Source organism: Micromonospora sp. NPDC023869, assembly GCF_055559695.1.
In genome coordinates this window covers 128,181-155,133 of the sequence record NZ_JBVHKD010000009.1, presented here as the reverse complement: position 1 = coordinate 155,133, position 26,953 = coordinate 128,181, and the positions used below count along the sequence as shown (strand labels likewise).

The 26,953-nt window shown below is 72.2% G+C and carries 25 protein-coding genes; 7 read left to right on the top strand and 18 right to left on the bottom strand.

The window, feature by feature from the left end:
• Position 1: 1 nt before the first annotated feature.
• From ACZ31C_RS23615 to ACZ31C_RS23605, 3 genes are all read right to left on the bottom strand, one after another.
• Positions 2-1,099 carry a hypothetical protein gene (locus ACZ31C_RS23615; protein ID WP_465797105.1) on the bottom strand — a complete coding sequence of 366 codons (1,098 nt, stop codon included), beginning with the start codon at positions 1,097-1,099 and terminating at the stop codon, positions 2-4.
• A gap of 162 nt (positions 1,100-1,261) precedes the next feature.
• Positions 1,262-2,605, bottom strand: a complete 1,344-nt coding sequence (locus ACZ31C_RS23610) for a class I SAM-dependent methyltransferase (RefSeq protein ID WP_465797104.1) — start codon at positions 2,603-2,605, stop codon at positions 1,262-1,264.
• Positions 2,606-2,761: 156 nt separating this feature from the next.
• Positions 2,762-4,144, bottom strand: a complete 1,383-nt coding sequence (locus tag ACZ31C_RS23605; protein ID WP_465797103.1) for an FAD-binding oxidoreductase — start codon at positions 4,142-4,144, stop codon at positions 2,762-2,764.
• A gap of 101 nt (positions 4,145-4,245) precedes the next feature.
• On the opposite strand from ACZ31C_RS23605, the gene ACZ31C_RS23600 reads away from it, so the two are divergent.
• The gene (locus tag ACZ31C_RS23600) at positions 4,246-4,944 is read left to right on the top strand and encodes an RICIN domain-containing protein (protein ID WP_465797102.1); all 699 of its coding nucleotides are present in this window, start codon (positions 4,246-4,248) and stop codon (positions 4,942-4,944) included.
• Between the two features lie 7 nt (positions 4,945-4,951).
• On the opposite strand, the gene ACZ31C_RS23595 is transcribed toward ACZ31C_RS23600, so the two are convergent.
• Positions 4,952-6,253: an MFS transporter gene (locus ACZ31C_RS23595; RefSeq protein ID WP_465797101.1), complete on the bottom strand. Its 1,302-nt coding sequence runs from the start codon at positions 6,251-6,253 to the stop codon at positions 4,952-4,954.
• A 53-nt stretch (positions 6,254-6,306) separates the two neighbouring features.
• On the opposite strand from ACZ31C_RS23595, the gene ACZ31C_RS23590 reads away from it, so the two are divergent.
• Positions 6,307-7,299, top strand: coding sequence for a GlxA family transcriptional regulator (locus ACZ31C_RS23590; protein ID WP_465797100.1), 993 nt, complete (start codon positions 6,307-6,309; stop codon positions 7,297-7,299).
• Positions 7,300-7,373: 74 nt separating this feature from the next.
• Here ACZ31C_RS23590 and ACZ31C_RS23585 read toward each other — a convergent pair whose 3' ends face one another.
• From ACZ31C_RS23585 to ACZ31C_RS23570, 4 genes are read right to left on the bottom strand one after another with little or no spacing between them, the layout of a single operon-like run.
• Positions 7,374-7,835, bottom strand: coding sequence for a hypothetical protein (locus tag ACZ31C_RS23585; protein ID WP_465797099.1), 462 nt, complete (start codon positions 7,833-7,835; stop codon positions 7,374-7,376).
• Positions 7,836-7,845: 10 nt separating this feature from the next.
• Positions 7,846-9,798, bottom strand: a complete 1,953-nt coding sequence (locus ACZ31C_RS23580) for a vWA domain-containing protein (RefSeq protein WP_465797098.1) — start codon at positions 9,796-9,798, stop codon at positions 7,846-7,848.
• A gap of 2 nt (positions 9,799-9,800) precedes the next feature.
• A complete protein-coding gene (locus tag ACZ31C_RS23575) occupies positions 9,801-11,396 on the bottom strand; it encodes a magnesium chelatase (protein WP_465797215.1) in 1,596 nt (531 codons plus the stop codon).
• A 48-nt stretch (positions 11,397-11,444) separates the two neighbouring features.
• Positions 11,445-12,047 (bottom strand): TetR/AcrR family transcriptional regulator, encoded by a 603-nt coding sequence (locus tag ACZ31C_RS23570; RefSeq protein ID WP_465797097.1) that lies wholly within the window; start codon positions 12,045-12,047, stop codon positions 11,445-11,447.
• A gap of 83 nt (positions 12,048-12,130) precedes the next feature.
• Here ACZ31C_RS23570 and ACZ31C_RS23565 point away from each other — a divergent pair, with 83 nt between their 5' ends.
• Positions 12,131-12,586: a GNAT family N-acetyltransferase gene (locus tag ACZ31C_RS23565; RefSeq protein WP_465797096.1), complete on the top strand. Its 456-nt coding sequence runs from the start codon at positions 12,131-12,133 to the stop codon at positions 12,584-12,586.
• A 42-nt stretch (positions 12,587-12,628) separates the two neighbouring features.
• On the opposite strand, the gene ACZ31C_RS23560 is transcribed toward ACZ31C_RS23565, so the two are convergent.
• The 6 genes from ACZ31C_RS23560 to ACZ31C_RS23535 all read right to left on the bottom strand — a co-directional run bounded on the left by ACZ31C_RS23560 (position 12,629) and on the right by ACZ31C_RS23535 (position 19,348).
• Positions 12,629-13,597, bottom strand: coding sequence for an aldo/keto reductase (locus ACZ31C_RS23560; RefSeq protein ID WP_465797095.1), 969 nt, complete (start codon positions 13,595-13,597; stop codon positions 12,629-12,631).
• Between the two features lie 67 nt (positions 13,598-13,664).
• A complete protein-coding gene (locus ACZ31C_RS23555) occupies positions 13,665-14,579 on the bottom strand; it encodes a lytic polysaccharide monooxygenase auxiliary activity family 9 protein (RefSeq protein ID WP_465797094.1) in 915 nt (304 codons plus the stop codon).
• A gap of 93 nt (positions 14,580-14,672) precedes the next feature.
• Complete coding sequence (locus ACZ31C_RS23550) at positions 14,673-15,986, bottom strand: aspartate aminotransferase family protein (protein WP_396740342.1); 1,314 nt, start codon at positions 15,984-15,986, stop codon at positions 14,673-14,675.
• A gap of 2 nt (positions 15,987-15,988) precedes the next feature.
• A complete protein-coding gene (locus ACZ31C_RS23545) occupies positions 15,989-16,954 on the bottom strand; it encodes an alpha-ketoacid dehydrogenase subunit beta (RefSeq protein ID WP_465797093.1) in 966 nt (321 codons plus the stop codon).
• Positions 16,951-17,898 (bottom strand): thiamine pyrophosphate-dependent enzyme, encoded by a 948-nt coding sequence (locus tag ACZ31C_RS23540; protein WP_465797092.1) that lies wholly within the window; start codon positions 17,896-17,898, stop codon positions 16,951-16,953. Before ACZ31C_RS23540 ends, ACZ31C_RS23545 begins: the two co-directional genes overlap by 4 nt.
• A gap of 91 nt (positions 17,899-17,989) precedes the next feature.
• The gene (locus tag ACZ31C_RS23535; RefSeq protein ID WP_396740347.1) at positions 17,990-19,348 is read right to left on the bottom strand and encodes an MFS transporter; all 1,359 of its coding nucleotides are present in this window, start codon (positions 19,346-19,348) and stop codon (positions 17,990-17,992) included.
• Between the two features lie 241 nt (positions 19,349-19,589).
• Here ACZ31C_RS23535 and ACZ31C_RS23530 point away from each other — a divergent pair, with 241 nt between their 5' ends.
• From ACZ31C_RS23530 to ACZ31C_RS23520, 3 genes are all read left to right on the top strand, one after another.
• Positions 19,590-20,360 carry a ferritin-like domain-containing protein gene (locus ACZ31C_RS23530; RefSeq protein ID WP_350693213.1) on the top strand — a complete coding sequence of 257 codons (771 nt, stop codon included), beginning with the start codon at positions 19,590-19,592 and terminating at the stop codon, positions 20,358-20,360.
• Positions 20,361-20,540: 180 nt separating this feature from the next.
• Positions 20,541-22,370 (top strand): RiPP maturation radical SAM C-methyltransferase, encoded by a 1,830-nt coding sequence (locus tag ACZ31C_RS23525; RefSeq protein ID WP_465797091.1) that lies wholly within the window; start codon positions 20,541-20,543, stop codon positions 22,368-22,370.
• Between the two features lie 5 nt (positions 22,371-22,375).
• Positions 22,376-22,939: a DUF5825 family protein gene (locus ACZ31C_RS23520; protein ID WP_350693210.1), complete on the top strand. Its 564-nt coding sequence runs from the start codon at positions 22,376-22,378 to the stop codon at positions 22,937-22,939.
• On the opposite strand, the gene ACZ31C_RS23515 is transcribed toward ACZ31C_RS23520, so the two are convergent.
• Together ACZ31C_RS23515 and ACZ31C_RS23510 are read right to left on the bottom strand one after the other, a co-directional pair.
• Positions 22,940-23,584: a hypothetical protein gene (locus ACZ31C_RS23515; protein WP_465797090.1), complete on the bottom strand. Its 645-nt coding sequence runs from the start codon at positions 23,582-23,584 to the stop codon at positions 22,940-22,942.
• Between the two features lie 550 nt (positions 23,585-24,134).
• The gene (locus ACZ31C_RS23510; RefSeq protein ID WP_350693204.1) at positions 24,135-24,275 is read right to left on the bottom strand and encodes a hypothetical protein; all 141 of its coding nucleotides are present in this window, start codon (positions 24,273-24,275) and stop codon (positions 24,135-24,137) included.
• A 235-nt stretch (positions 24,276-24,510) separates the two neighbouring features.
• On the opposite strand from ACZ31C_RS23510, the gene ACZ31C_RS23505 reads away from it, so the two are divergent.
• The gene (locus ACZ31C_RS23505) at positions 24,511-25,491 is read left to right on the top strand and encodes a LuxR C-terminal-related transcriptional regulator (RefSeq protein WP_465797089.1); all 981 of its coding nucleotides are present in this window, start codon (positions 24,511-24,513) and stop codon (positions 25,489-25,491) included.
• A 64-nt stretch (positions 25,492-25,555) separates the two neighbouring features.
• On the opposite strand, the gene ACZ31C_RS23500 is transcribed toward ACZ31C_RS23505, so the two are convergent.
• On the bottom strand, positions 25,556-25,984 hold the full coding sequence (locus ACZ31C_RS23500; protein WP_465797088.1) for an Rv0361 family membrane protein: 429 nt from the start codon (positions 25,982-25,984) through the stop codon (positions 25,556-25,558).
• Positions 25,981-26,820 carry an SDR family NAD(P)-dependent oxidoreductase gene (locus ACZ31C_RS23495; protein WP_465797087.1) on the bottom strand — a complete coding sequence of 280 codons (840 nt, stop codon included), beginning with the start codon at positions 26,818-26,820 and terminating at the stop codon, positions 25,981-25,983. The genes ACZ31C_RS23500 and ACZ31C_RS23495 overlap by 4 nt, the downstream gene beginning before the upstream one ends.
• Positions 26,821-26,953: the final 133 nt, after the last annotated feature.

The following is a 26,953-nucleotide window of genomic DNA, read 5'->3' as shown; positions in this document are numbered from 1 at the left end:
CTCACGCCGACCCGGCCAGGGCGTCGGCGCGCAGGCGGGCGGCGGTCCGCAGCAGCGCGGCGGCCTCCTCCTGCTCCGGGTCGGTGGCGGGTTCGCCACCGGCGAGCGCCAGGACCCGGCCGACGTCCTCGATGCCGCCGAGCGCCTCCCGCACCGGGCGGCCGAGCGCACCGGTGTGCCCGCCCGCCTCGTGCCGGCAGAAGTAGGCCAGCTCGCAGGTCGCCAGGCAGTCCGGGGCGTAGCGGGCCGGCACCCCGCCCAGCGAGGCGAGCAGCGCCGACGGGTCGGCACCCGGATCGGCGGTGAAGTCGTCCGGTACGTCGTCGAGCAGTGTGTCCAGCCGATCCATCCGGTCCAGTTGCCGGCGTACCACCAGCAGTTGCTTGCGCACGTCGATCAGGTGCGCCACCGGCTGGTTGGTGAAGTCGCGCGGGCACACCAGCACCACCTCGTGCGACACCGACTCCGGCGGTTGGCCGGCGGCGACGAGCAGGTCCCGCAGAGCCAACACGTACACCGCGGACTGGATCGCGGCGGCGGCCAGCTTGGCCGGGTCGGCCTGGCCGTCGATCACCGGGAAGGACTTGACCTCGACCACGTGGAACCGGCCGCCGAGCCGGGCGGCCACCAGGTCCGGCTCCAGGTGGACCCGCTGCCCGGCGACCTCCAGGGCGAGCATCGGGTGGTCGAACAACGCGGCCGGGTCGTCGGGACCGTCCGGCGCGGCGGTCAGGAGCGCGGCCGAGCGTCGCTGGCGGGCCGCCATGTCGTCGCCATCGCCGAGCGCCGTCCACCGCGCCGAGGTCGGCACCGGTACGCCCAGCCGCTCGGCGACCAGCCGCAGCAACTCGGCACCGTCGTCGGCCTTCACCTGCGCCTCGAACGCGTTGCCCCGGGTGATGGCGAACCGGGACTGCCCGAACCGGGCGGGGAAGCCGATCCGCTCGGCCAGCAGCGGCTTGTCCACCCCGGCCCCGTCCAGCACGGCCCGCCGGGTGCAGCCCGGGTTGCCGGTCAGCGCGGCGATCGTCCGGGCGTTGTGCCGACGCGGGGGGATGCCGCCCCGGATCGCGGCCAGTCGCTGCTCGCTGCTCGTCACGACAGGCCACGATAGCCGCGCCGACCCACCGGCCCGGCCGACCCGCCACGACCTACCGGAAGCATTGCGCTACGTGGCGTTCGCGACACTATCTGCCACAGGAATCGGGGAAGGCCGCGCCGATCGATCCGGCGCGGCCTTCGAGCCGCCGAGGTCAGCGGGTCAGGGCAGCCAGTCCGGCCGCAGCGGATAGCCGTTGACCGCGTCCGGGCCGTTGCGCGTGGCCAGTACCTGGTGCAACTGGATGCCGTTGCGCTCGAACGCCAATCGCGAACCAGCCATGTAGAGCCCCCACACCCGGGCCGTGCCGGTACCCACCTCGGCGACGCAGAAGTCCCAGTGCTCCACCAGGTTGCGGCACCACGCCGCAAGCGTCAGCGCGTAGTGCTGGCGTAGGTTCTCCTCGTGGTGCACCTCCAGCCCCACGTCGTGCAGCTCACTGATCACCCGCCCCGGACCGGCCAGCTCACCGTCCGGGAAGACGTACCGGTCGATGAAGGCGCCCGAGCGGTGCGGCGCCCGGTTGTCGGCCCGGGTGATGCAGTGGTTGAGCAGCCGCCCCTCCGGACGCAGCCGGTCCCGCAGGAAACCGAAGTACGCCGGGTAGTTGCGTACTCCGATGTGCTCGGTCAGCCCGATCGAGGAGACCGCGTCGAACTCCTTCCCGGGCGCGTCGCGGTAGTCCATGTGCCGCACCTCGGCCAGCCCGGTCAGCCCCTCGCGTGCGATCGCCGCCTGCGCCCACTGGGCCTGGGCGCGGGACAGGGTCACCCCGAGGGCCTTGACGCCGTACTCGCGGGCCGCGTGCCGGACCATGCCGCCCCAGCCGCAGCCCACGTCCAGCAGCCGCATCCCGGGACGCAGCGCGAGCTTGCCGGCGACCAGGTCGTACTTGCTCGCCTGGGCCTCCTCCAACGTGTCGTCCGGGCTGCGGAAGACCGCACAGGTGTACGTCATCGACGGCCCGAGCACCTTCTCGTAGAAGGCGTTGGAGACGTCGTAGTGGTGGCTGATCGCACTGCTGTCCCGGAACCGGGAGTGCCGCAGCCCGCCCACGATCCGCTTCCAGCGGGGCAGCGCCTCCTGCGGCGGCGCCGGTGGCGGCAACAGCCGCTCCCAACCCAGCCCGCGTACCAGGGCCAGCCCCTCGGCCACCGTCGGCGTGCGTACCCGAAGCTCGTCCTTGAGCACCCGCAACGCCTCGTACGGGTCGCCCGGGTGCACCCCCTCCAGCGCCAGGTCACCGCTCACGTACGCCCGTGCCATGCCCAGGTCGCCCGGCGCGGTGAGCAGGTACGACAGGCCCCGCTCGGATCGGATCGACAGGGTGATCCCGGCGTCGGCCGGACCGAGTCGACTGCCGTCGTACCCGGTGACCCGGACCGGCAGCGGACCTGCGGTGAGGGCCCGGACCACGTCCGCGACGCTCGGACCACGTCGGCCGCTCCCGGCCGGCGGTGTGGCGGGAACGCCGGCCGCTCCCCGCTCTCGATCAACAAGGCTCATGCCGGCACTCCGCTTCGCTCCGTGCCGACATGAGACTCAATCGCACTGAGCTTGATGATTCGCTCGCTACGCTCGCTCATGCCGGCACTCCGCTTCGCTCCGTGCCAGCATGAGACACATCCGCACTGAGCTTGATGATTCGCTCGCTACGCTCGCTCATGCGCGCGCTACCGCCTTCTCGTACAGTCCGGTGAGCCGATGTTCCGGGTCGTACCGGTCCCGCACGGCGCGCCACGTCTCGCCGCCGTAGAGCCGGTCGAACGAATCCCGGTCGTAGTACGCGTCGGAGTAGAGCGACTTGTGCCCGCCCGCCCCCGACACCGCGCGCTCGATCTCCCGGTTGACGTCGCCGTCGGCGGCGCCCTCCGCGATCGGCACGCTCCCCCAGAAACCGATGTTGACGTAGTCCTGCCCCGGCCGGAGCGGGTACAGCGGCCAGGACCGGGCGGAGCCACTGCCCGTCGGCTCGCGGAGCCGCAGCGGACACAGCCACACCGGTGCCATCCCCACTCGGCGGGCGAACCAGTGCAGGAACTCGGCGGTGCGGTCCAGCGGGATCTCCACGTCCTGCACCACCCGTTCCCGGGCCGGCTGGCCGCGCCAGCGGTCGATCCGGGCAGCCACCTGGTGCCGGTGCTCCAGCCGCACGATGCGGTGGTAGACGTCGCTGCGCCGCCACCGTGCCGGCCACAGCCGCCGGACCAACGGATGCTGCGCCCCGAACGCCGCCGAGCACCAGAACCAGTCGGTGTCCCAGCGCCACAGGTAGTCGTGGACGGTCAGCGTGTCGTGCGGCAGCCGGCGCAGCGACCGGTAGTAGATGCCCTGACCGGTGTAGTCGGAGACCCGTCCCGGTTCGTCGGTGAAACGGGCCAGCACCAGGTACGCCTCGCCGGGGCTGAACATCACCCCGTCCATCGCGTCGACGGTCTCCCCCGCCCAGACGCGGCCGGCGGTGATCTCGGCGATCGCCTCGGTCAACGCGGTCAGGTCGGTGAACCGCACGTTGCGCAGCGCCACGTGTCGCCGGACCGGTTGCAGCTCGATGCGCAGCCGGGTGGCGTAGCCGAGGCTGCCCAACGAGTTGGGGAAGGCGGCGAAGAGGTCCGCATGTTCGCCCTCCGGCCGGGCGGTGACCAGTTCACCGGCCCCGGTGAACACGTCCATCTCGGTCACCGACTCGTGCGGCAGGCCGTTGCGGAACGAGGTCGACTCGATGCCCAGCCCGGTGACCGCCCCGCCCAGGGTGATGGTGCGGAGCTGCGGCACCACCAGCGGCATCAGGCCGTGCGGCAGGGTCGCCTCGACCAGCCGCTCATAGGTGCACATGCCCTGCACGTCGGCGGTGCGGGCAGCCGGGTCGACGGCGAGCACGCCACCGAGCCCGCTGACGTCCAGGCCCGCCGTGCGCGGGGCGTCGCGCGGGCGGAACAGGTTGGAGGTCCGTTTGGCCAGCCGCACCGGCCGACCCGGTGGCACCGCCGCGTACGACCGTCGCAGCTGAGCCACCGCCACGTCATGATCACGCAAAGCGTGCATGGGGTCACTTTACGCGTCGGAGGTGCCGCGGGCGGGCCGTCCACGCGAGAGTTACCGCACCTGCGATGGCGTACCGGCCCGGGGTGGGCCAGGATGCCGGCATGTCGGAAACCGATGGATCGGGCACCGTCTACGGCACCCGCCGTTCCGGACCGCCCCGGGACCCGGTGCTGCTGGTGGCCGGTGCGGTCGGGCTGGTCGGCGTACTGGCCGGGGTGCTGTTCGCCACCGGCCTGCTCGGTGGCGGCGACGACCCGCAGCCGGCACCGGTCGCCGGCAGCCCGACGTCGGCCGCACCGAGCCCGAGCGAGAGCGTCGCGCCACCGACCGTGGAGAGCCCCGAACCGACGCCCACTCCGTCGCCCACGCCCACCGAGCCCGACCCGAACACCGGGCCGAAGGTGCTCCGGGGCGTCGGCTCCGGCCTCTGCCTCGGGCTCGACGGTGACGGCGAGCGGGCGGTGGCGAAGCTGGCCGGCTGCACCGGCGGGCCGGAGCAGCAGTGGGTGGTCAACCCGTTCGGCCCGGACACCGTGACACTGACCAACGGCGCCCACAACCAGTGCCTCGACGTGGAGGGGCGCAGCGGCGACGACGGTGCCCGGTTGCAGCAGTTCGGCTGCCACGGCGAGGACAACCAGCAGTGGCGTCTCCAGGCGGCCGACGACGGCACCGTGCTGGTGGTGGCCGTGCACAGCGGCAAGTGCGCCCAGGTCCGCGACGGCGGTGGCGAGGCCGGCACCGACGTCGTCCAGGCACCGTGCGACGGCAACCCGGCGCAGCGCTGGGCGCTGCAGTGACCGGCGCTCAGTCCCGGTAGGTCCAGGCGCGGGGCGCGGCGGCGACCGGCACCGGCTCGGTGACCGCCGGACCTCGGCGGCGGACCAGCATCAGCGACAGCACCGCCGCGCCCACCGACAGCATCCCGGCCACGTACCAGGCCAGCGTGTACGTGCCGAGCTGGTCACGGACCAGGCCCGCGCCGGTGGCCGCGATCGCCGCGCCGAGCTGGTGCGAGGCGAAGACCCAGCCGAACACGACCGCGCCCGAGGCACCGAAGTACTCCCGGCACAGCGCCACCGTCGGCGGCACGGTGGCGACCCAGTCCAGCCCGTAGAAGATCACGAAGACCAGCATGCTCGGCTCGGTGGTGGCCGCGAACAGGCCGGGCAGCACCAGCAGCGATCCGCCCCGCAGCGCGTAGTACGCACCGAGCAGCAGCCGGGGGTCGTACCGGTCGGTGAGCCAGCCGGACGCGACCGTACCGACGATGTCGAAGAGACCGACCAACGCCAGCAGCCCGGCGGCGGTGGTCTGCGGCATGCCGTGGTCGTGCGCGGCCGGCACGAAGTGCGTACCGACCAGGCCGCTGGTGGTCGCGCCGCAGATCGCGAAGCCGGCGGCGAGCAACCAGAACGGCCTGGTCCGGGCGGCCTGGAGCAACGCGCCGACCGCGTGGGCGGCGGCCCCACCGGGCGGGGTGACCGGGGCGACCACCTCGCTGCCTCCGTACGGGGGCAGCCCGAGGTTCGCCGGGTGCTCGCGGAGCAGCCAGAGCACCAGCGGTACGACGAGCAGGGCCGCCCCGGTCACGACGAGTGCCGCCGCACGCCAGCCGTACGCCCCGACGAGTACCGCCAGCAACGGCAGGAAGACCAGTTGACCGGCGGCCCCGCCGGCGGTGAGCACACCGGTGACCAGACCCCGGCGACGGACGAACCAGCGGCCGGTGACGGTCGCCACGAACGCCAGCGCCATCGACCCGGTGCCCAGCCCGACCAGCACGCCCCAGCAGAGGACGAGCTGCCAGCTCGCGGTCATGAAGACGGTCAGTCCGCTGCCGGCGGCGACCAGGGCCAGCGCGACGGCCACCACCCGGCGGATACCGAAGCGGTCCATCAGCGCCGCCGCGAACGGCGCGGTCAGGCCGTAGAGCAGCAGGTTCACCGAGACGGCAGCCGAGATGGTGGCCAGCGACCAGCCGAACTCGGCGTGCAGCGGGTGCAGGAGCACCGACGGTGTGGCCCGGAAACCGGCGGCGCCGACCAGCGCCACGAAGGCGACGGCGGCGACGATCCAGGCCGGGTGCAGGCGGGTGGGTCGACTCACCAGGCGAGTCTGCGGCGCGACCGACCGCAGGGACGAGTGGCCCGGAGGTCATGATGCGCAACAATCGGGCCATGCCTGCGCACCGCATCGCCGTACTCGCCGTCGACGACGTCGTCGGCCTCGACCTCGGCACTCCCGCCCAGGTGTTCAGCACCGCACGCGACGCCGACGACCGGCACTACTACACCGTCGACACCTGCACCGCCGGTGGCCGTGCGGTCCGCAGCACCGCCGGGTTCCGGGTGCTGCCCGACCACGGGCTGGAACTGCTGGACCGGGCCGACACGGTGATCGTGCCGGGCGTGCACGGCGAGGCGACGCTGCGTCTCGGCGTGATCGAGCCCGAGGTGATCGACGCGCTGCGCGCCGCGTACCAGCGGGGTACCCGGATCATGTCGATCTGCACCGGCGCGTTCGTGCTGGCCGCCGCCGGGCTGCTCGACGGCCGCCGGGCCACCACCCACTGGGCGTACGCCGACCGCTTCCGGCGGCTGCACCCCCGGGTCGACCTCGACCCCGAGGTGCTCTTCGTCGCCGACGACCGGCTGCTCACCTCGGCCGGGGTCGCCGCCGGGATCGACCTGTGCCTGCACGTGGTCCGCACCGACCACGGCAGCGCGGTGGCCAACCGGTCCGCGCGGCGCTGCGTGATGCCGCCGTGGCGCGACGGCGGGCAGGCCCAGTACATCGAACGTCCGGTGCCGCAGGCCGCCGGCACCAGCACCGCCGCCGCGCGCGAGTGGGCCCGGCAACGCCTGCACGAGCCGGTGAGCCTGCGCGAGCTGGCCGAGCAGGCGCGGATGAGCGTACGCACCTTCACCCGCCGGTTCCGCGCCGAGACCGGACTCAGCCCGACCCAGTGGCTGCTGCACGAACGCACCGACCACGCGCGGCTGCTGCTGGAGAGCACCGACCTGACCGTCGACCAGATCGCCCATCGCAGCGGCTTCGGCACCACCGCCGCCCTGCGCCAGCAACTGCACCTCCGCATCGGCGTCGCCCCGTCCGCGTACCGCCGAACTTTTAAAGGAAGGGCCCCCTGTTAACGCCTGCGGTATAGCAGGGGTCCCCTGCTAACAGTTCCCGGGACAGCGAGTGCCGGGCGGCGCGCGAGGGGGTGTCAGGGGCGCAGGGCTTGCAGCTCGGTCAGGTGCCGGGGCAGGTGGACGCGGGTGTGCAGGTCGATGACGCGACCCCAGGGCAGCGGCTCGTCGACGACGAGGTCGAAGCCCTCGCGCAGGTGCGTCTCCACCGGCGTGTCGGCCCCCGCGCCGAGCCGGGCGACCAGGGCGACCAGACGGTCGCTGCTGAGTCGGAGCCGGACGGCCAGCCCGTCCAGGCCACCGGCCTCGGCGACCAACGCGTCCAGTTCCGGCCGGTGGATCTCGTCCAGCTCATAGAAGGCGTACGGGGAGCCGGCGAGCACCGCCTCGGTCGCCTCGCTCATCAGCTCGTCGCTGGTGACCAGGTGCGCCACGATCTGTTCGGCGCTGTAGCCTCCGGTCGGCGGCGGCCCGAACCCGCCCGCGTCGACCTCGGTCAGCAGCGCGTCGTACGCATGCCGCAACCCGTCGACCTCCACCCGGCCGAGCCTAGCGGCGACCGCGCCGTGACCGCAGGTAGTCGCTGACCACGTACTCGCCGAGGTCCTCGGTGTCCGGGGTGAAGACCCGTCCGCCGCTACGCCGGGCCACCGCGTCGACGAAGCGGCGCAGCCCCGGGTCGTCACCGAGCATGAACAGGTTCAGCGTCACGCCGTACCGGCCGAGCCGGTCCACCTCGCGGATGGTCGCCTCGACGGTCTCCGGCAACGACGGCCAGTGGAACACCGCCTCGCCGTCGGCCGGGTCCAGGTGGGCGGTCGGCTCGCCGTCGGTCACCACCAGCACCACCGGTTCGGCGTCCGGGTGACGGCGCAGGTGCCGGCCGGCGAGCCGCAGGGCGTGTTGCAGGTTGGTGCCCTGGGTCATGTCCGGCTCGACCGCCGCCAGCTCCTGCTGGGTCAGTGTCGCCGCCCGCCGACCGAACCCGATGATCTGGAGCGCGTCCTGCGGGAACCGGGTCGCCATCAGGTGGGCCAGGGCCAGGCCGGTCTGCTTCATCGGACCCCACCGGCCCTGCGAGATCATCGAGTACGACAGGTCCACGCAGAGCGCCACCGCCGCCGAGGCGCGTCGCTCGGTCTCCACCACCTCGAAGTCCTCGACCGCCAGGTGCACCGGCACTCCGGGGCCGGCCCGGCGTACCGCCCGGGTCAGCGTCCGCACCACGTCGATGGGCTGCTCGTCGCCGTACGCCCAGGGGCGGGACGCGCCGGTCACCTCGCCGGCCGCGCCGGCCGACCGCAGGTCATGCTGTCCCCGCGGGCCGGCGGTCAACTCGGCGAAGACCTGGCGCAGCGCGGTGCCACCGAGGCGGCGGAGCGCCTTCGGGCTCAGGGTCAGGCCCTCCGCGTCCCGGGTCACCCAGCCCTGCCGGCGCAGCTCCCGCTCCAGCTCCCGCAGTCGGCGTACGTCGTCGGCGGCGTCGCGGCCGAGCGTACGGGCCACCGACTCGACGTCGATATCGTCCAGGCTCGCCCCCGGGTACTCCTGCCCCAACTGGTCCAGCAGGTCGTCCAGCTCGGCGATCTCGTCCAGCGCCCCGGTCGCCTCGCCGTAGCCGAGCGGTTGTTCGCCCCGCATCCGTTCACCCCGGCCCCAGCGCAGGTCGGGACGGAGCGCCCGCAGGTTGCCCTCCAGGTCGGCCAGTTCACCGGCCAGCCGGTCGCCGAGCGACTGGCGCATCAGGCCGGCGAGTTCCTCCCGCTGCCGGTCGGAGAGCGAGTTCATCAGCCGTTGCCCGGCCGCCGCCCGCCGGGCCAGCAGGTCGATCAGCTCGTCGACGTCGGCCGGCCGTTCCGGGAAGAAGTCGCCGTGCCGGCGCATGAACTCGGCGAACGCGTCGGTGGTGTCCTCGGCGCGGGCGTGCTTGGCCAGCAGGGCGTTGAGGTCCCGCATCATCTCCGCCAGCCGCTCCTGCACGGCCGGGTCCGCGGCCATCTGGGCCGAGGACCGCAGCCCGGCGAAACGCTGGCCGAGTACGTCGTCCCGCAACCCGTCGAGGATCCGCTGGTAGGTCTGCCGGGCCTCCTCGCTGGCCCACCGGTAGTCGGACAGTTCCCGCACCGCTCGTGCGGTGGACCGGGGCAGGTTGTCCAGCGTCGCCTCGGCGAACCGGGCCGCCTCGTCCGAGCGGCCGGACAACTCGTCGCGCTCGGCGGCGAGCGCCTGGTCCAGCAGGGCCTGTGCCCGGGTCACCGCGCCGTCCAGATCACCCCGACGCAGGGCCTCCCGCCGGAGCCGCCGGGCACGGGCGGTCAACGCGTCCAGCCCGCCCCGCTCCTGCGGCCCCCGGCGCAGCAGCTCCCGCAGCGCGTCCCGCAGGCTGCCGCCGGCCAGCACCTCCTGGCCGACCTGGTCCACCGCGGCCTGCACGTCGTACGGCGGCGCCAGCGGATCGGGGCCGCCCCGCCACTGCCCGTACCGGAACCGGTTGCCGGTCATGGTCAGTCCCGGCCGCCGTAGCGGGTCCGCCCCGAGTCGGTCACGTCCTTGCCCAGTCGACGACTCAGGTGCAGCCCCTCCAGCACGAACTCGACCGCCGCGGCGGCCTGCCCGGGGCTGGGCGCATCACCGACACCGAGCCGGTCGAGCACCTTGGCCAGCCCCGGCACGGTGCCCACCTGGCGCAGCAGTTCGGCCGCCGACACCAGTTCCCCGGTCTCGACGGTCTCGCCCTCCTCGACAAGTGTGGTGAACCCGGACAGGTCCAGCCCGGCGAGCCGGGCCCGGAACGTGTCGGCGGTGGCGGTGCGCAGCAGGTGGCCGAGAATCTCGATCTCGCGCCCCTCCTCGCCGCTCTCGAACTCCACCTTGCCGCGCAGGGTGGAGGTCACCGACACCGCGTCGCCCACCCGCGCTACCGCGTCGAGTGAAAGGAAGGGCCCCCTATTAACGTCTGCGGTAGAGGAGGGGTCCCCTGCTAACACCTCACCCCGCGCCGCAGACGCGCCCGGCCCGGCAGACGCGCCCGATGCGGCAGCAGCGCCCGGCACGGCAGACGCGGCAGACGCGCCCGTCACGGCAGACGCGGCAGACGCGCCCGGCGCGGGAGACGCGGCGGCCAGCAGGCCGGCTCGGCGCAGCGCGGCGGCGGCGACCGTCTCGGCGGCGGCGACGGCGAACCGGGCGGAGACACCGGAACGCGGGTCGACCGAGGGCGACTCGCGGACCGCGCGGGCGAACCGGGCGAGGACCTCCAGCACGTGCTCCGGCACCTCGGCGACCAGGTCGGCCTCCTGCCGGATCAGCTCCAGTTCCCGCTCCAGGTCGGTCGGGTAGTGGGTACGGACCTCGGCGCCGAACCGGTCCTTGAGCGGGGTGATGATCCGGCCCCGGTTGGTGTAGTCCTCCGGGTTGGCGCTGGCTACCAGCAGCAGGTCCAGGGGAAGCCGGAGCTGGTAGCCACGGACCTGGATGTCCCGCTCCTCCAGCACGTTGAGCATCGCCACCTGGATGCGTTCGGCCAGGTCCGGCAGCTCGTTGACGGCGAAGATGCCCCGGTTGGTGCGCGGCACCAGCCCGAAGTGGATCGTCTCGGGGTCGCCGAGCGTACGGCCCTGGGCGAGCCGGATCGGGTCGACGTCGCCGATCAGGTCGCCGACGCTGGTGTCCGGGGTGGCGAGCTTCTCGCCGTACCGCATCGAGCGGTGCAGCCAGCCGATCGGCAGGTCGTCGCCGGACTCGGCGACCAGCGTCCGCGACGCCGGGGTGACCGGATGCAGCGGATGCTCGTTGAGCACCGACCCGGGGATCACCGGGGTCCACTCGTCCAGCAGGCTCACCAGTGACCGGATGAGCCGGGTCTTGCCCTGGCCCCGTTCGCCGAGGAGCACCATGTCGTGCCCGGCCAGCAGCGCCCGCTCCACCTCCGGCAGCACCGTGTCGTCGTACCCGACGATGCCGGGGAAGCGTGGCGCGCCGCTGCGCATCTGGGCCAGCAGGTTGTCCCGCAGCTCCTGCTTGACGCTGCGGTACCGGTGGCCGGCGGCGCGCAGCGCGCCGAGCGTGCCGGGCAGGTCGGCCGGCGGGACCGGGGTCATCGAGGTCGGTGCAGTCACCCGCCCAACGCTAGCGCGCTCGGACGGCTTTCAGCTCTCCCCGTCGGATCCCCGGCCCAGCCGGGTGAGCGCGGCGTCGACGGCGACCCGCTGCGACTCCTCCGAGTAGGTCTGCGGATCGACCGCCGCCAGCGCGTTGAGCCCTTCGACCACCGCGACCAGGCTGATCGCGGTGTCTGCGCAGTCGGCCGGCGGCCAGTCCGGGCGGACCTCGGCGACCAGACCGCCGACGCGGTCCAGGAACCGCCGGTTGTAGGCGCGGTGCAGGTCGGCGAGGACCGGGTCGGCCAACGCGGCGGCGAGGAAGCCGACCCACACCCGTGCCTCCTCGCGCTTCTCCTCGGTCGGCGAGGCGGCCTGCCACAGCACGGCACGCAGCGCCGCCCGGGGCGAGTCGGCGTCGGCCGAGGCGGCGTCGGCACGCTGGCCGGTACGCCGATGCAACAGCTCCCGGGCGTGCACCAGCAGCGCCTGTTTGTCGGCGAAGGTGTGCAACACCATGCCGGTGGTGCAGCCGGCCCGTTCCGCGACCGCGCGCAGGGTGAGGCCGGGCAGCCCCCGCTCGGCCAGCACCGACCAGGTGGCCGCCGAGAGGCGACGCCGCTGGTCGGCGAGGTCGCGCCGTCTGGGCATCCGTCCCCTCCCCTGGCCGTGGCCCCATACCGTAGCGTACGTTACGGTAACGCTTGTTACGGATCACCGGAGAGGGGACGACCATGGTCTCCATCGACCACGAGCCGTGGGACTCGATCGACGCCACCCGCCTGCGCGCCGCGCAGCGCGCCGAACTCGACGCCCGCTACGGCTGCGACGACCACGAGCCGGGAGCACCGCCCACCGCCGAGACCGTCAGCGTCTTCCTCGTCGCCCGCGACGCCGCCGGCACCGCCGTGGGCTGCGGCGGCCTGCGCCTGCTCGACCCCGGATCGGCCGAGATCAAGCGGATGTACGTCGTCCCGCCGGCCCGGGGCACCGGCGTGGCCGTCGCCATCCTGCGCGCCCTGGAGGACGCGGCCCGCCAGGCCGCAGTGCGCACCCTGCTGCTGGAGACCGGCACCGCCCAGCCCGACGCGCAGCGCTTCTACGAACGCGAGGGCTACCGGCGCATCGACAACTTCGGCCCGTACCAGGGTGCGCCGCTCTCCGTCTGCTACGCCCGAGACCTGCCCTGAGGAACCGCCGCCGCGCCGCCGGCGGGCACCGGGGCGAGTCGGTCAGCGGCCGGCGCGGGCCTTGATCATGCGTGGTACGGCGGCCAGGCCGGTCAGTGGGCGGAACGCCCGGGCCGCGTTGACCAGGGCGGCGTACTCGTCCTCGGTCAGGTCGATCTCGGCGGCGGCGGCGTTGCGCTCCATCTGCTCCACGCTGGACGCCCCGGGGATGGCCACCACGTTCGGGTGCCGCAGCACGTACGCCAGGGCGATCTGGCTCGGCGTGGCGTCGTGGGCGGCGGCCACCTGACGCAGCGTCTCGATCAGGGCGGTGCCCCGGGCCAGGTTCTCCGGCAGGAAGTACGGGTTGGCGCGGCGGATCGCGCCGACCGGTGGGTGTCGCACGTCGTACCGGCCGGAGAGGAACCCCTGGGCCAGCGGGCTGTACGCGATGACGACCCGACCCGCCTGCTCCGCGTACGGCAGCAGGTCCTGCTCCGGCTTGCGGTCCACCATGCTGTAGCGGACCTGGTTGCTCAGCACCCGCCGACCCAGCACGGTCTCGGCGACCTGCCAGCGGCGCAGGCTGTAGTTGCTCACCCCGACCTCGCCGACCAGGCCGACGTCCTGCAACGCGCGCATGCCCCGCATGGTGGTGCCGTCGGCGACGAGCGGGTTGGGCGAGTGCACCTGGTAGAGGTCGATGCTGCTGACGCCGAGCCGGGCCGCCGAGGCGACCGCCCGCTGCTGCACCACCGCCGCCACCGGCAGCACCGGGAAGATCTTGGTGGCCACGGTGACCTTGTCCCGGTCGCCGGCCAGCGCGGCGCCGAGGATCCGTTCGCTGCGACCGAACCCGTAGATCTCGGCGGTGTCGAAGACGGTCACCCCCAGCTCAATGGCACGCCGGACGATGTCCGCCGCCAACCGCTCGTAGTCGGGGCCGTAGCCCCACTCCCGCGAGCCGAACTGCCAGGTGCCGAGACCGATCTTGGACAGGGGCTTCGGGGTGTCGAGCTGCACGTAGCGCATGACGTCGACCGTACCCGCCGCGTCGTTCCCCGACCGCCGGTCCGGCGGGCGAGGGCGCGCCGGACGGTCACCAGGGGCGCGGGTTGGCCCGGTGGTTGCGGACGGTGCAGGCGGGTCCCTTCGGTGGCCCGCCACGCGAGCCGCGCAGCCGCAGGGCGATCGACACGAGCAGCAACGCGACCAGCAGGCCGCCCGCGACCAGCGGCCAGCGGCGGCCGTCCAGGTAGGTGACCGCGGCGACCGGTACGTTCTCGGCGACCTCGGTGGTCGCGTCGGCACCGACGCCCGGCAGCCCGTTCTCGGCCTCCGGGGTGCCACCGGCGGAGCCTGCCGGCGTGATGCCGCCCGGCCGCAACGCGTCGACCGCCACGACGTCCACGTCCGAGCAGGAGTAGTAGGTGTCGGCGGTATCCGAGTGCTGCCAGATCGTATAGATCACGTGCCGGCCGCTGCGGTCCGCCGGCAACCGGCCGGACATCAGGTACGTCCCGTCCCGCAGCGGCGGGTCGGTGATCCGCAGGAAGGGCAGCCGGTCCAGGTCCGCCCAGGTCAGCTTCCTCGACGGGGTGTAGCCCTCGCGGGTCAGGTAGAGCCGGAAGGTGCCCTTCTGCGCGGCGGTGGCACGGTACTGGAAGGCGAACTCCGCGCCGGCGGTCAGCGGCGTCGCCGGCCAGTCGGTGCGTGGCAGGTCCAGCCCCCGGTAGGCGGACAGGCCGCCGCTGCACAGCTCACCGTCGGGGATCACGTCCCGGTCCCGGCCGTCGACGCCGTACACCCGGACGTTGTCCCACTCGCGCAGCGCGGCGCCCTCCTGCACCGCCGCCAGGCAGGCCGCCGTGCCCACGTGCGGGCCGTCCGGCGCGCACGCGGCCGAGCGGCTGACCGGGTACGTCGGGGCACCCTGCGCGGCGGCGGGCAGCGCACCGGCCGTCGTCCCGACGAGGGCGACCAACGCGACGACGACAACTCGACGTACGGCCATGTTCTCGGACCTCCCACGCACCAGTACGGGCCACAGGCGTCGACAGTTCGATCTCTGCGGCCCGGATCTGGCGGGTCGGCCGGACGGCCGGCGTCAGGAGCGGTACGCGGCCACCGCCTTGGCGAACCTCTCCACCAGTTCACGGCAGTCGTCGGTGGAGACGGTCAGGTGCGGCAGCAACGGCATCACGCCGCTCGCGTAGCTGGTCAGCAGCCCGTACTCGCGGCACACACCGCGCAGGTTGTGGACGTCGCGCAACGACCAGAGTTCGCCGTCGGCATCGCGCAGCTCGACGCCGAGCATCATGCCGATGCCGCGGACCGCACCGATGCGGGGATCCGCCTGCGACGCGGCGTCCAGCATCTCGACCAGTTCGGCGCCGCGTCGGCGTACCGCGGGAAGGAAGCCGTCGGCGGTGAGGATGTCGAGCACCGCCAGGCCGGCCGCCGCTCCGATCGGGTGGCCGTCGGTGGTGGAGCCGTTGGGGAAGCCGAGCCGCACGGGCGGGTCGGCGAGGGCGTCGTAGATGTCGGTCGCCACGACCAGGGCGGCGAGCGGGAAGTAGCCGGCGCTCAGGCCCTTGCCGAGCACCAGCATGTCGGGCACCTCGGCGAGCCGCTCGATGTACGTCATCGCGGCGACCCGGCCGGCGCCGGTGGTCACCTCGTCGGCGATGGTGTGGATGCCCCGGCGGCGACACTCGACGATCAGCGTCTCCAGGTAGTGCTCCGGCGCGGGCAGGAACGAGGTGCCGGAGACCGGCTCGAACATCACCGCCGTCACCCGCTCGACGCCGACCGACTCGATGGCGTCGAGGACCGGGCGTACGCACTCGCCGGTGCACGCGTCCGGGTCGCAGGTCACCGGCGGCGGCGTCGTCACGTGCACCACGTGCCCGTCGATCGGGGCGGAGTAGTCGTGCAGGATCGGCTCGTCGGTCAGCGCCGTGGCCAACGGTCCGGTCCCGTGGTACGCGTCGTGCAGCGCGATCACGGTGTGCCGGTCCGTCTCGCCGGTCATCCGCCGGTAGAACCGGGACAGCATCGCCGCCGCCTCGGTCATCTGGCTGCCGGTGTTGCCGAAGCGTACGTGTCGCAGCGGCTGCGGCAGCAGCGCCACGAGCGCGGCGGCGTAGTCGACGGTGACCTGCGGCGGATGCTCGTAGCGCATCACGGTGCCGCTGGGCAGCACGTCGAGCTGACGGGTCATCGCCTGCTTCACCGACTCGCACGAGTAGCCGAGCGTGACGTTCCACATCGACGAGCGGGCGTCCAGGTAGCGCCGCCCGGCGGCGTCCTCCAGGTGGCTGCCGGCACCGCTGACCAGGAACAGGTCAGGGCCGTTCTCCCGCAGGTGCGGGCCCATCGGCGTGAGGCCGTGCCAGACCGCGTACTCGCTGTTCGTCATGGTCATCTCCGCGGGGTGAGGGGGGCCGAGGTGTCGAGTGCCGCGCGGACGATGCGGTCCGCGTCGGGTAGCAGGCCGTCGAGCAGCGCCGGGCTCACCGGCGCGGGAACCGCGACGCCGGTGAGCAGCTCGACGTGCTCGGGGCGGGCGGCGCCGGTGCGTACCAGGTGATAGGCCAGGTCGGTCAGCACGGACCCGGCGCGGGGCTGTTCGTCGACCAGGATCACCGGCCGGTCGGGTACCACCATCGCGGCGACCCCGTCCCGGTCCAGTGGCGCCGCCGTCCGCAGGTCGACCACCCGGGCCTGGAGGCCGTGCTCCGCCAGCCGCCGCGCGGCGACCATGCTCTCGATGAGCGTGTTGCCGATCCCGACCAGGGTCAGGTCGTCACCGGGCCGGGCCAGACCGGCGACGCCGAACGGCAACGGGTCCGCGGACGGCTCGGGCTCGGGCAGGTCGGTCCAGGTGGGGGTGAACAGGCGCGGTGACTCCAGCAGAACGACCGGGTCGGGGTGACGCAACGCGGTCCGCAGCAGGCCGCCGACCGCGTTCGGCGAGCCGGGTACGGCGACGACCAGGCCGGGGATCTGGCTGAGCATGCCGTACGGCACGTGCTCGTGCTGCGCGCCGAGGTGCTCGCCGCCCTGGGTGACGCCCCGGATCACCAGCGGCACCGAGAACTGGCCGTCGCTCATGTACCGCCACGTGGTGACCTGGTTGACCAGCTGGTCGAACGCGCTGAACAGGAACGCCACCCGGTTGACGCTGAACAGCACCCGCCGGCCCACCAGGGCCATGCCCAGGGCCATGCCGAGCATCGCGTTCTCCGCGATCGGCATCCGGACCATCCGCTCGGGGCCGAACTGCGCGACCAGGTCCTCCTGCTGGAAGGTGCTGAAGTGACTCAGGGTCGGCTGCTCGGTGAACGCCTCGCGGACCGCCTCGCCGATCGGGTGGCGGCGGCTCATCGGCCCGCCCCGATCAGGTCCGCGGTGACGGTCACGCCGGTGGTCGCGGTGGCCGGATCCGGGTCCTCGGCGGCGAGCGCCGCCCGCAACACCGCGTCGACCTCGGCGGCCACCTCGGCGTGCAGCGCGTTCAGGTCGGCCGCGAGCCGTCCGGCGGCCATGGTCAGCGGATCACGTTCTGCCCACCGTCGCCGTTCCTCCTCGGGCCGGTACTGCGCCGGCGGGTGCTGCCCGAGCTGGGTGTGGAAGTCCCGCAGGTAGGTGTGCGCCACGACGACCTGGGGTCCGGTGCCGGCGCGGCAGGCCGCCAACGCCGTGTCGGCCGCGTCGTGCACCGCCTCGACGTCGTTGCCGTCGACCTCGACGTACGGCAGCTTCAGCCCGGCGACGAGTTCGACGGGGCTCAGGTGGCGTACCAGGGCACTGGCGGTCTGGTCCTGCCAGCCGTTGTCCTCGCAGACCACCAGCAGCGGCAGCCGCTGGGCGGCGGCGATGGTGAGCGTCTCGTAGGCACCACCGGCACCGAGCGCGCCGTCACCGCAGAAGACCAGCACGGCGCGCCCGTCCCCGTCGAGCCGGGCGGCCATCGCGGCACCGGCGGCGATCGGGATCTGGGCGGCGACGATCGACGTCGAGCCGAGCAGACGGTGGGTGCGGTCGGCGAGGTGCATCGAGCCGGACTTGCCGCCGCAGAGGCCACCACGACGACCGAGGACCTCGCGCATCACCCGTTCGGGCGGGCAACCGGCGGCGAGGGCGTGACCGTGGCAGCGGTAGAAGCTGACCACCCACTCGGCGGGGTCCCGGGCGCCCAGCACACCGACGGCGACCGCCTCCTGGCCGGTGTACGGGTGGATCGCGCCGGGCACCAGGCCCTGCTCCGCGCACCGCAGCAGACTTTCCTCGAAGAGTCGGATGGTGAGCATGTCACGGTAGGCGGACAACAGGTCCATGGTGCTTCCCGTCGTTGGCTTCTCAGCGAGTGCGGTCCCGGGCGGAGATCGCAGAACGCGGTGTGCCAAACGTGATGCCGGTTCAACTTTCGGGTCGGCGAGGTGCGGCGTCAACGGCTGGCCCCGAGGATGGCGCGATGCTGCCAACCTGGTCGTCACCGTCGGATCCGTCGATTGGCGAGATCGTGCCATCTTCCGGGCCGGGCAGTTCGGTACCGCCGCCGCGCAGGCTGCTCACGCAGCCGCCGAGCAGCGCGGCGGAGGCGAACAGGATCAGTGTGGGCACCAGCCCCCACCACTGCGCCAGGGCTCCGCCGAGCAGTGCGCCGACCGGGATCGCGAAGGTCGTCGCGGCCCGCCCGAGGGCGATCACCCGGCCCAGTTGGTGGGCGGGTACGAGCGACTGCTGGAGGGTGGTGGTCGCGATGAACCAGACGGTGGCGCAGAACGCGAAGATCGCCTCGTAGACCACGAGGGTGACGAAGGGCGGGGCGACGGTGGCGGCCGGGATGAGGAACAGCGCGGCACCGGCCAGCGGGGCGAAGACCGGCACCACCCGGGTCATGCCGAGCCGGCGGATCACCCGGCCCGCCACCGTGACGGCCAGCAGGGACACCACGCTGCTGACCACGTAGGTGATGCCGATCAGCCCGGGTGACAGGTGCAGGTGCTGGTAGGCGTAGACGAGATAGAGGGCGCCGAGCGCCGACCCACCGAAGTTGAGAGCCGCCGCCGTCACCGCCACCCGGACCAGCACCGGGCGCTGGCGCATCGCCGCCACTCCCTCACGCAGCTGGTCGAGCATGCTGCCCGCCGTACCGTCGGAGGTGGCGGCGGGACCGGTGCGGGCACCGATCCGCAGCCGGGCGTACGCGACCACGCTGAGCAGCCGGGCCAGCGCGTCGACGCCCATCGCGGCGGCGGCACCGGCCACCTGGATCAGCCAGCCGGCGAGGGCGGGACCGGCCACCTGCCCGACCGACCGGGCCCCGGCCATCGCCGAGTTCGCCTGCACCAGCCGCTCGGCCGGCACCAGGCGCGGTATCGCGGCCTGGAGGCCGATCGTGACCAGGGCACCGAGTCCACCGGCGACGACCGCGACCACGGCCAGCATCGGGATGGAGAGCACGCCGAGCAGGCCGGCGACCGGCACCGTGGCGACCACGGCCGCGTAGCCGAGACTCCCGCCGACGAGCAGGCGGCGCGGCGATCGGGTCCGGTCGACCACCACTCCGAGCATCGGGGACGCGAGGGCGTGCGTACCGAACTCGATCGCGAACAACGCGCTGGCGACGAACGGCGACGCTCCCAGGTGGAGGATCGCCAGCGTGGGCAGCGCCAGCGCGGTGATCTCGGTGCCGATCACCCCGGTCCCGTGCGCCGCGACCAACGGGCCCAGACCCTCCACCCGGCGCCGCAGCCGCCCCAGTCCCGCAAACATCAGCGCAGGGTATGCCGTCCGAGTGGCACGTCCGTGCCACCGCCCGACGTGCACCTTGACCATGGTGCACACCGCCGTTACCGTTTCGCCAAGCTCCGGGCGGAGAAGTGGCTGGTAGCACCGGCCGCAGGCAGGACACGAGGCACCTGGCCGGTCCCAGCCGAACCCACGGGTTCGCCGCCGGGCCACCGTGCCGGACGTGGCGCCGAGATCCCTTCCCCTGTCGGTAGTGGAGCTGGCCATGGTCCTCATTCGTCACGATGAACTCGACAACGACGCCGTCGCGTACCGCGTCTTCGGGGTGACCCGGGACAAGAAGGCGTGGCGGGCGAGCGACATCATCGGTGACGGACTGCGCCGCAAGGACTGGGACCGCACCGAGATCGCCTGGCGGGCCGCCTCGCGCGGGTACTACGCCGAGCAGGCCGGCCTGGTCGCCGCCGCCACGCTGGCGGCGAACACCGAGGACGCGCCGTTCCGCTTCAGCCTGGCCCTGGCCACGGCGGACGAGGCCCGCCACGCGGACGCCTTCTACCAGTACGCCCGTGCGATCGGCGGCGACGTCGAACCGGACGCGCAGGAGGCGATGGAGCCACTCGACGAGATGCTGCTGAGCCTGCCGCACATGGGCCGGGCACTCGTGCACACCATCCTCGAAGGCCTCGCCTCGGACGAGTTCATCCTGTTCGGCGAGATCTTCGCCGGTGATCCGCTGGCCCGCCTGTACGAGGCGGTGCGGACCGACGAGATCCAGCACATCGCCATCGGTCTGAACTATCTCTCCCGGGTCTCCGCCACCCCGGCCGGCGCCGAACTCTGGCGCGAACACGGCCAGGAGTGGCACGACATCGGCTTCGACGTCACGGCGCTGAACAGCATCGCGACGTCCTGTGCCAGATTGACCGGCCGCGACCCCGAGAAGGTGCGGTCCTGGTTCGTCCGGCGGCACCGGGCCCGACTGCGGGCCGCCGGTCTGTCCTTTCTCGACCTCGAAGGAGGTGAACGGAAATGAAGATCAAGAAGGTGGCGATCAAGAAGGTCACGCACGGCTCCTGCAAGTACGCCGTCATCCTGTGACCAGCAGGTGAGTGATCCCGGTGGTCCGGGTGGGGGTGACCCACCCGGACCACCGGCAGCCTGCGGTGCCCCACCAGTTCGTGCCACCCGCGCCGGATCTGCGAAAGACGAGACGATGACCATCTGCCTCGCGGCCATGCCGTGGCAGTCCCTGGACTGCCCGTCGCTGCCCATCGGACTACTCAAGGCCGTCACCGTCGCCGCCGGCCGACCGGAACCACTGAGCTACCACGGCGGCATCCGCTGGGCCGAGTACCTCCTCGACGCCACCGACGGTGAGCTGGGGCCGCCGGAGTACACCGAGGTCGCGGAGGAGGGGTTGTTCCACGGGCTCGGCGACTGGGTGTTCGCCGGGGTCCTGCGCGGCGACGACTCGTTCGGCGTCGCGGAGCTGCGCCGGTACGCCGAGAAGCATGGTCTCGACATCGACCGGGTCACCCGGATGCGCGAGTACGCCGCCGGTTTCGTCGACGCCGCGGCCCGCGAGATCCTCGCCACCGAGCCCAGCCTCGTCGGTTTCACCACGACGTTCATGCAGAACGCGCCGAGCCTCGCCACCGCCAAGCGGATCAAGGAGCTGGCCCCGCACGTGCCCATCGTGCTCGGTGGCGGCAACTGCGACGGGATGATGGGCGCCGCGATCCACGAGAACTTCCCGTTCATCGACTACGTGGTACGCGGCGAGGGCGAGATCGCCTTCCCCGCCCTGCTCGACGCGCTGGACGGCCGGATCGAGCTGGCCGCCGTACCCGGGCTGTGCTGGCGTGACCAGGACGGGCGGCACGACAACCCGCAGGGCAAGCTGATCCCGCCCGCCCTGATGCCGGTGCCGGACTACGACGACTGGTTCGCGCTGATCGCGGAGTCGCCGGTCGGCGAGTACGTGGAGCCGAAGCTGGTGCTGGAGAGCGCGCGGGGCTGCTGGTGGGGCGAGAAGCACCACTGCACCTTCTGCGGCCTCAACGGCACCGGCATGCAGTTCCGTGCCAAGGCGCCGGAGACGGTCATCGAGGAGCTGACCTCGCTGGTCCGGCGTCACCAGACGCTGGACGCCATCATGGTCGACAACATCATCGACAACCGCTACTACCGGGACCTGCTGCCCAGCGTGGCCGCCCTCGACTGGGACCTGCGCATCCACTACGAGGTCAAGTCCAACCTGCGCCCGGACGAGATCACGGTGCTGCGGCAGGCCGGTGTGACCCACGTACAACCGGGCATCGAGTCGCTGGTCAGCCCGGTGCTCAAGCTGATGGACAAGGGCGTTACCGGGGTACGCAACGTACGGACGCTGCGCGACTGCGAGGCCGCCTCGCTGACCGTCTCCTGGAGCTGGCTCTACGGCTTCCCGACCGAGTCCACCGCCGACTACGAGGCGGTCCTGCGGCAACTGCCGGCCCTGGTGCACCTGCAACCGCCGGCCGGTGCGGCCCGGATCCTGCTGGAACGCTTCAGCCCGTACTTCGAGAACCCGCTGTTGGGCTTCCCCAACCGCCGGCCCGCCAAGATGTACGACCACGTCTACGCGCTCGCGCCGGAACGGCTGACCGACATGGTCTATCTGTTCGACACCGATCCGGCCGGGCTCTCCGAGACCGACGCCGAGGGGCTGCACAAGCTCATCGGGATCTGGATCGACGCCTACCCGTCCAGCTCGCTGCGGATCCTGAGCGCCGACGACGAGGAGATCGTGATCGAGGACCGGCGGGTCGGCTGGCCGGAGCAGGACCACCGCATCACCGGAGCCGCATTCGTGGCCGCGTACCGCGAGTTGGAGAACGGACGGACCGCGAAGGCCCTGGCCGCGCGGGTCGCCGAGTACGGCCTGACCGCCCAGGAGTTGCAGGACTGGTTGGACAAGCTGGCCGGTGACGGGCTGCTCTTCACCGAGCAGGGCCACTGGATCACGCTGGCCACCCCCACCGAACCGTTGAAGGTGAGCTGATTCCCATGACGACGGCGACGAGCGCGGTGATCGACTTCGACGCGCTGCGGGCCGACCCGGCGGCGTACAGCCTGCTCGCGGTCGAGCTGCCCGAGCCGCTGCGGTTCGGGCAGTCCCCGGCGGAGGACCTCGACCTGCTGCGGATGCTCCGCGCGGTCACCAGCCACGCGGTACGGCTGCGGTGGACGCTGCGCGGTCGCCCGGCGTTCCCGCTGCACACCTATTCGCACCTGCTGCCGCCGTGCCTGGGCGTGGAGCTGGACGACGTCACCCACACCGTTGCCTGGGCGCGGGACTACCGCTACGGGTCGTTCTACTACCGCCGGGGGCCGGGGATCGTCACGATCAAGGACGTCCGGCCCGGCCAGCCGGCCTCGCGAATGGTCATCGAGGACGGTGCCGACCGGTTCGAACATCTCGCCGAGTCGGCGGACGGCCGCCCGGAGGCCGACGACGCGGAGCTGGTCGCTGACGCGGTCGAGGCAGGTCTGGCCGTCGAAGCCGACGGCCGCACGCTCGTACTCCCGTTCCGGATGCGGCACTGGCCGGTGCCATACCTGGCGGTCTGATCAGACCAGGCCGCGTCGCGCGGCGTGGACACCGGCCTGGAATCGGGTGTTGGCGTCGAGCCGGTGCATCATGTCGGACACCCGCCGCGCGAAGGTCCGCCGACTCATGTGCAGCGTCGCCGCGGCCTGGTCGTCAGTCAGCCCCTCGCCGAGCGCGCGGATCAGCTCCTCGCCCTCGTCGACCCGGGCGGTCGTCGTCCGGGCGGCCCGGGTGCGCTGCACTGCGGTGTCCCACATCAGGCCGAACACCGTGGCCAGCGAGTCACCCATCACCACGCTGCGGATCCGGGTCAGCCGACCGTTGCCCGGATGCACCGGATCCTGGTGGGGCAGATAGACCACGGCCCGGTCCCGCACCACGAGGAAGTAGGGCAGGTCCACCGGGGCCGGCAGCGCGATCCCGTCCCGGGCGAGGGCGGCCACCGGCTCGGCCAGCGGCTCCCGGCCGGGCGTGAAGAGCAGGCGGACCGTCAGGTTGCGGGCCCGTAGCTCGGCGAACACCTCCGCCGGCAGCGGCATCTGACCGGGTATCGGCGCCACGACCAGAAGCTCGGTCCGGGTCAGATCGGTCAGTTCGGCGCTGAGCAGCAGGGCGCTGATGTCGGCGCTGAGTACACGCCGGTCCTGATAGGCGGCCCGCTGCACAAGGTTTCTGTCAGTGATGGTGGAACGGACGGGTATTGAGCTTGGGCTATCGTATATCACCTTATATGCCCATCGATAACGGCGCGCGTCACCGACCAGCCATAGGCCGGCACGGTCCTACTGCATTTCCACCGGGCCACGGAGAGTCAGCGACAGACTCTCCGTGCCCATTCAGAGCGGGTGTCGGTCGCCGCGCGGCCGGACGATGATCACAGCTCCCACTGTCGGATCACTTCCCAGCCGTCCAGTCGCGCGGCGGCCCGCACACAGAGATCAGCCAGACTCAGTTCGGCGGATCTCATGTCACAGATAGCGACATAGGCCCCTATCCACATCAACCCCGCTCGTTCTATTACCTTGACGTGTTCGACTCGGTCGCCATCCACACGACAGCCGAGAATCAGGTCCCTTAGCCGTTCGGGCGTCAGCGGCGTCCGTGCCGTCGTCACCGGAATGAGCGTTACGGCTGACAGCTGCACGTTTCCATCCAATGTGTCGTAGACATCCCCCCGCCAACACGCCCCCACGTTCAGCGAACGGCATCCGCGACCTAGCGCAGCGGCATTCCCCAGGAGTACCCGGCGGTCGGCCCTTCGGTCTTGTTGAGGGGAACACGCTCGCCGAGCAGCGGAGCGGAGGCGCTGACCACAAGAGCCAGGGCGGCAAGGGCGAACTTCAGGCGACGAGACATACAGCCACTTTCCTTCCCGAATCAGGCAACCTGCCTAACGGTTTCCCCGATTACCGCGTCGGCGAAGCCAGTCTCTTGCGACGCCCGGATACGGTCAACAAGATCCAAGTGACGGGATCGCGCCAGGCGGGTTCACGTCAGGGTGGCAGGATCTTGCCAGCCGTCTTTGCCATCTGACAATCTCTTTCCCGGCAGGCCACCGGTCGGGCACGGAGTACGAGTGGGAGGGAGCAGAGTGTTCAGCACCCTGGGCATATCGACCACCGCAGAGGCCGTTTACATGACCATGTTGCGCCAGTCGACCTGGGGGGTCGCCGAAATCGCCGAGTCCCTGCGGATCGACGCGCGGCAGGTGCACGACGCACTCGACGAGCTGATCGAACTCGCCCTGGTCCGCGAGTCGCCGGTCAGCCCCGGCAAGATCACGCCGACCAGCCCCAAGGTCGGCCTCGCGGCGCTGCTCGCCCGCGCCAAGGCGGACATCGCCCAACAGCAGTACGAGATCGAGGCGACCCAGGCGGCGATCGACGCGCTCTCCGAGGCGCACCACGTCGACCAGCCGGACCAGCAGCACCAACTGATCCAGATCGTGAAGCTCGACTCGGTACGCCAACGCCTCCAGGAACTCGCCCGGCTGACGCAGGTGGAGTGCCTCTCGTTCAACCCGGGCGGAGCACACCGGCCGGACGCGATGGCGGCCAGCAAGCCGGTCAACCAGGAGGCCCTGGAGCGGGGCGTGACCATCAAGTCGATCTACCAGGAGAGCTTCCGCAACGACCCGGACACGCTCGCCTATGCCCGGTGGTTCAACAGCCTCGGCGGCGAGACCCGCTGCCTGCCGGTGGTGCTGTTCCAGATGATCATCGTGGACCGCCGCATCGCGCTGTTGCCGGTCGACCCCACCGACGCCCGCAAGGGCGCCGTCGAGATCCACAACCCGGGGATCACCGCCGCCCTCAGCTCGCTGTTCGACCACGCCTGGTCCACCGCGACACCGTTCGGCTCCGCGGCCAGCGCGGACGAGAACGGGCTGGAACCGACCGAGCGGCAGTTGCTCCAACTGCTCGGCGACGGCTACACCGACGAGGCCACCGCCCGCAAACTCGGTCTGTCGGTCCGCACCGTGCAGCGGATGATGTCCGACCTGACCACCCGGCTGGGCGCGGAGAGCCGCTTCCAGGCCGGCGCCAACGCCGTACGGCAACGCTGGCTGTGACCCGGTCCGCGCCCCGCCCCGGGAAGTCTCGCGGCGCGGTGCACCGGGGCGGGGGCGCGGCAGGTCACACCGACGGCTCGCAGATGAGCCAGTCGCCGTCCTCGCGGAGCATCGACACCATCCGCGCCTGCGTGGTGCCGTCGGCGTAGCTGACGCTGACCCCGACCGTGCCGGTGGTCTTCCACGGCAGGCCGTTGACCCGCAGCTCACCGGTCATCTCGTGGGAACTGGGCAGCCGCGCCTCGGCCGCCGAGGTGAACGCCTCCCGGGACTGGTCGGCGCGTACCTCGGCGCAGAGCGACCCGTACGCGTCGTCGAAACGCCGCTCCTCCAACGCGCGGTAGTAGTCGTCCACCACGTCCTTGGCGACACCACCACTGCGCGCCGTCAGGAAGACGGCCGAACCCGCCCCGGCGAGCACCAGCAACACGACCGCACCGATCACCACCAGCAACACCGTCTTCCTGGTCTGCTCCGACTCCCGCTTCCTCATGCCGGCACTCCGCTCCGCGTCGTCCCCTGCTCCCTGCGGCCGGCACCGCCCTGCGTGCCGTCCCCGGGCGCGTCTGCCTCGATGATCTGCTCACTCCGTTCGCTCGTGTCGACACCGAACACGGCGGTGGTCGCTCCGGCGGTCTCCGCGCCGTCGATGACCAGTTCCTGCCCGGTGAGGAAGCTCGCCTCCGGGGAGGCGAGGTAGTGGAAGGCCGCCGCGATCTCGTCCGGAGACGCGTGCCGTCCGGCGGGGATCTTCGCGTTCACCTCGTCGAGCATGGCCGGCGTGTACTCGGCCAGTTGCATCGGCGTCAGCACCGCACCCGGGCTGACACAGGCCACCCGGATCCACGGGCTCAGCTCCAGGGCGAACGTGCGGCACAGCGCCACGATGCCGGCCTTGGTCGCGTTGTAGTCGGCGTAGAGCGGGTAACCCCGCGCGCCGTTGACCGAGGCGGTGGCCAGCAGCACGCCGGCCCGTTGCCGCACCATCACCCGGGCCGCCGCCTGCCACAGCCCGAGCACGCCCAGCAGGTTGACGTCGACGACGCGGCGGGCGTCGGCCTCGGCCAGGTCCAGCACCCCGTGTCGCACGCTGATGCCGGCGTTGGCGATCACCACGTCGATCGGGGCGGTCTCGGCGACCTGCATGACCGCGTCGCGGACCGCCGACCAGTCCGCGACGTCGGTCTCGATCCACTGCACCGCCGGGTTCTGCGGATCGGCGGGGGCCTGCACGTCCAGGTTGAACACCCGGTCCCCGCCTGCGGCGAACCGTTGGGCCGTGGCCCAGCCGATGCCGCTGGAGGCACCGGAGATGATTACCGTCCGCATCGAACTCTCCCAGTTCTCGTGTGGGTCGTGGTGGGCGCCCGGTCAGCCCCCCCCCACCCCGAAAGGGCCAACACAACACCACCCGCCCCCCCCCCCACCACCATGCCCCCCGCACCAGAGCGGCGAAACCCAC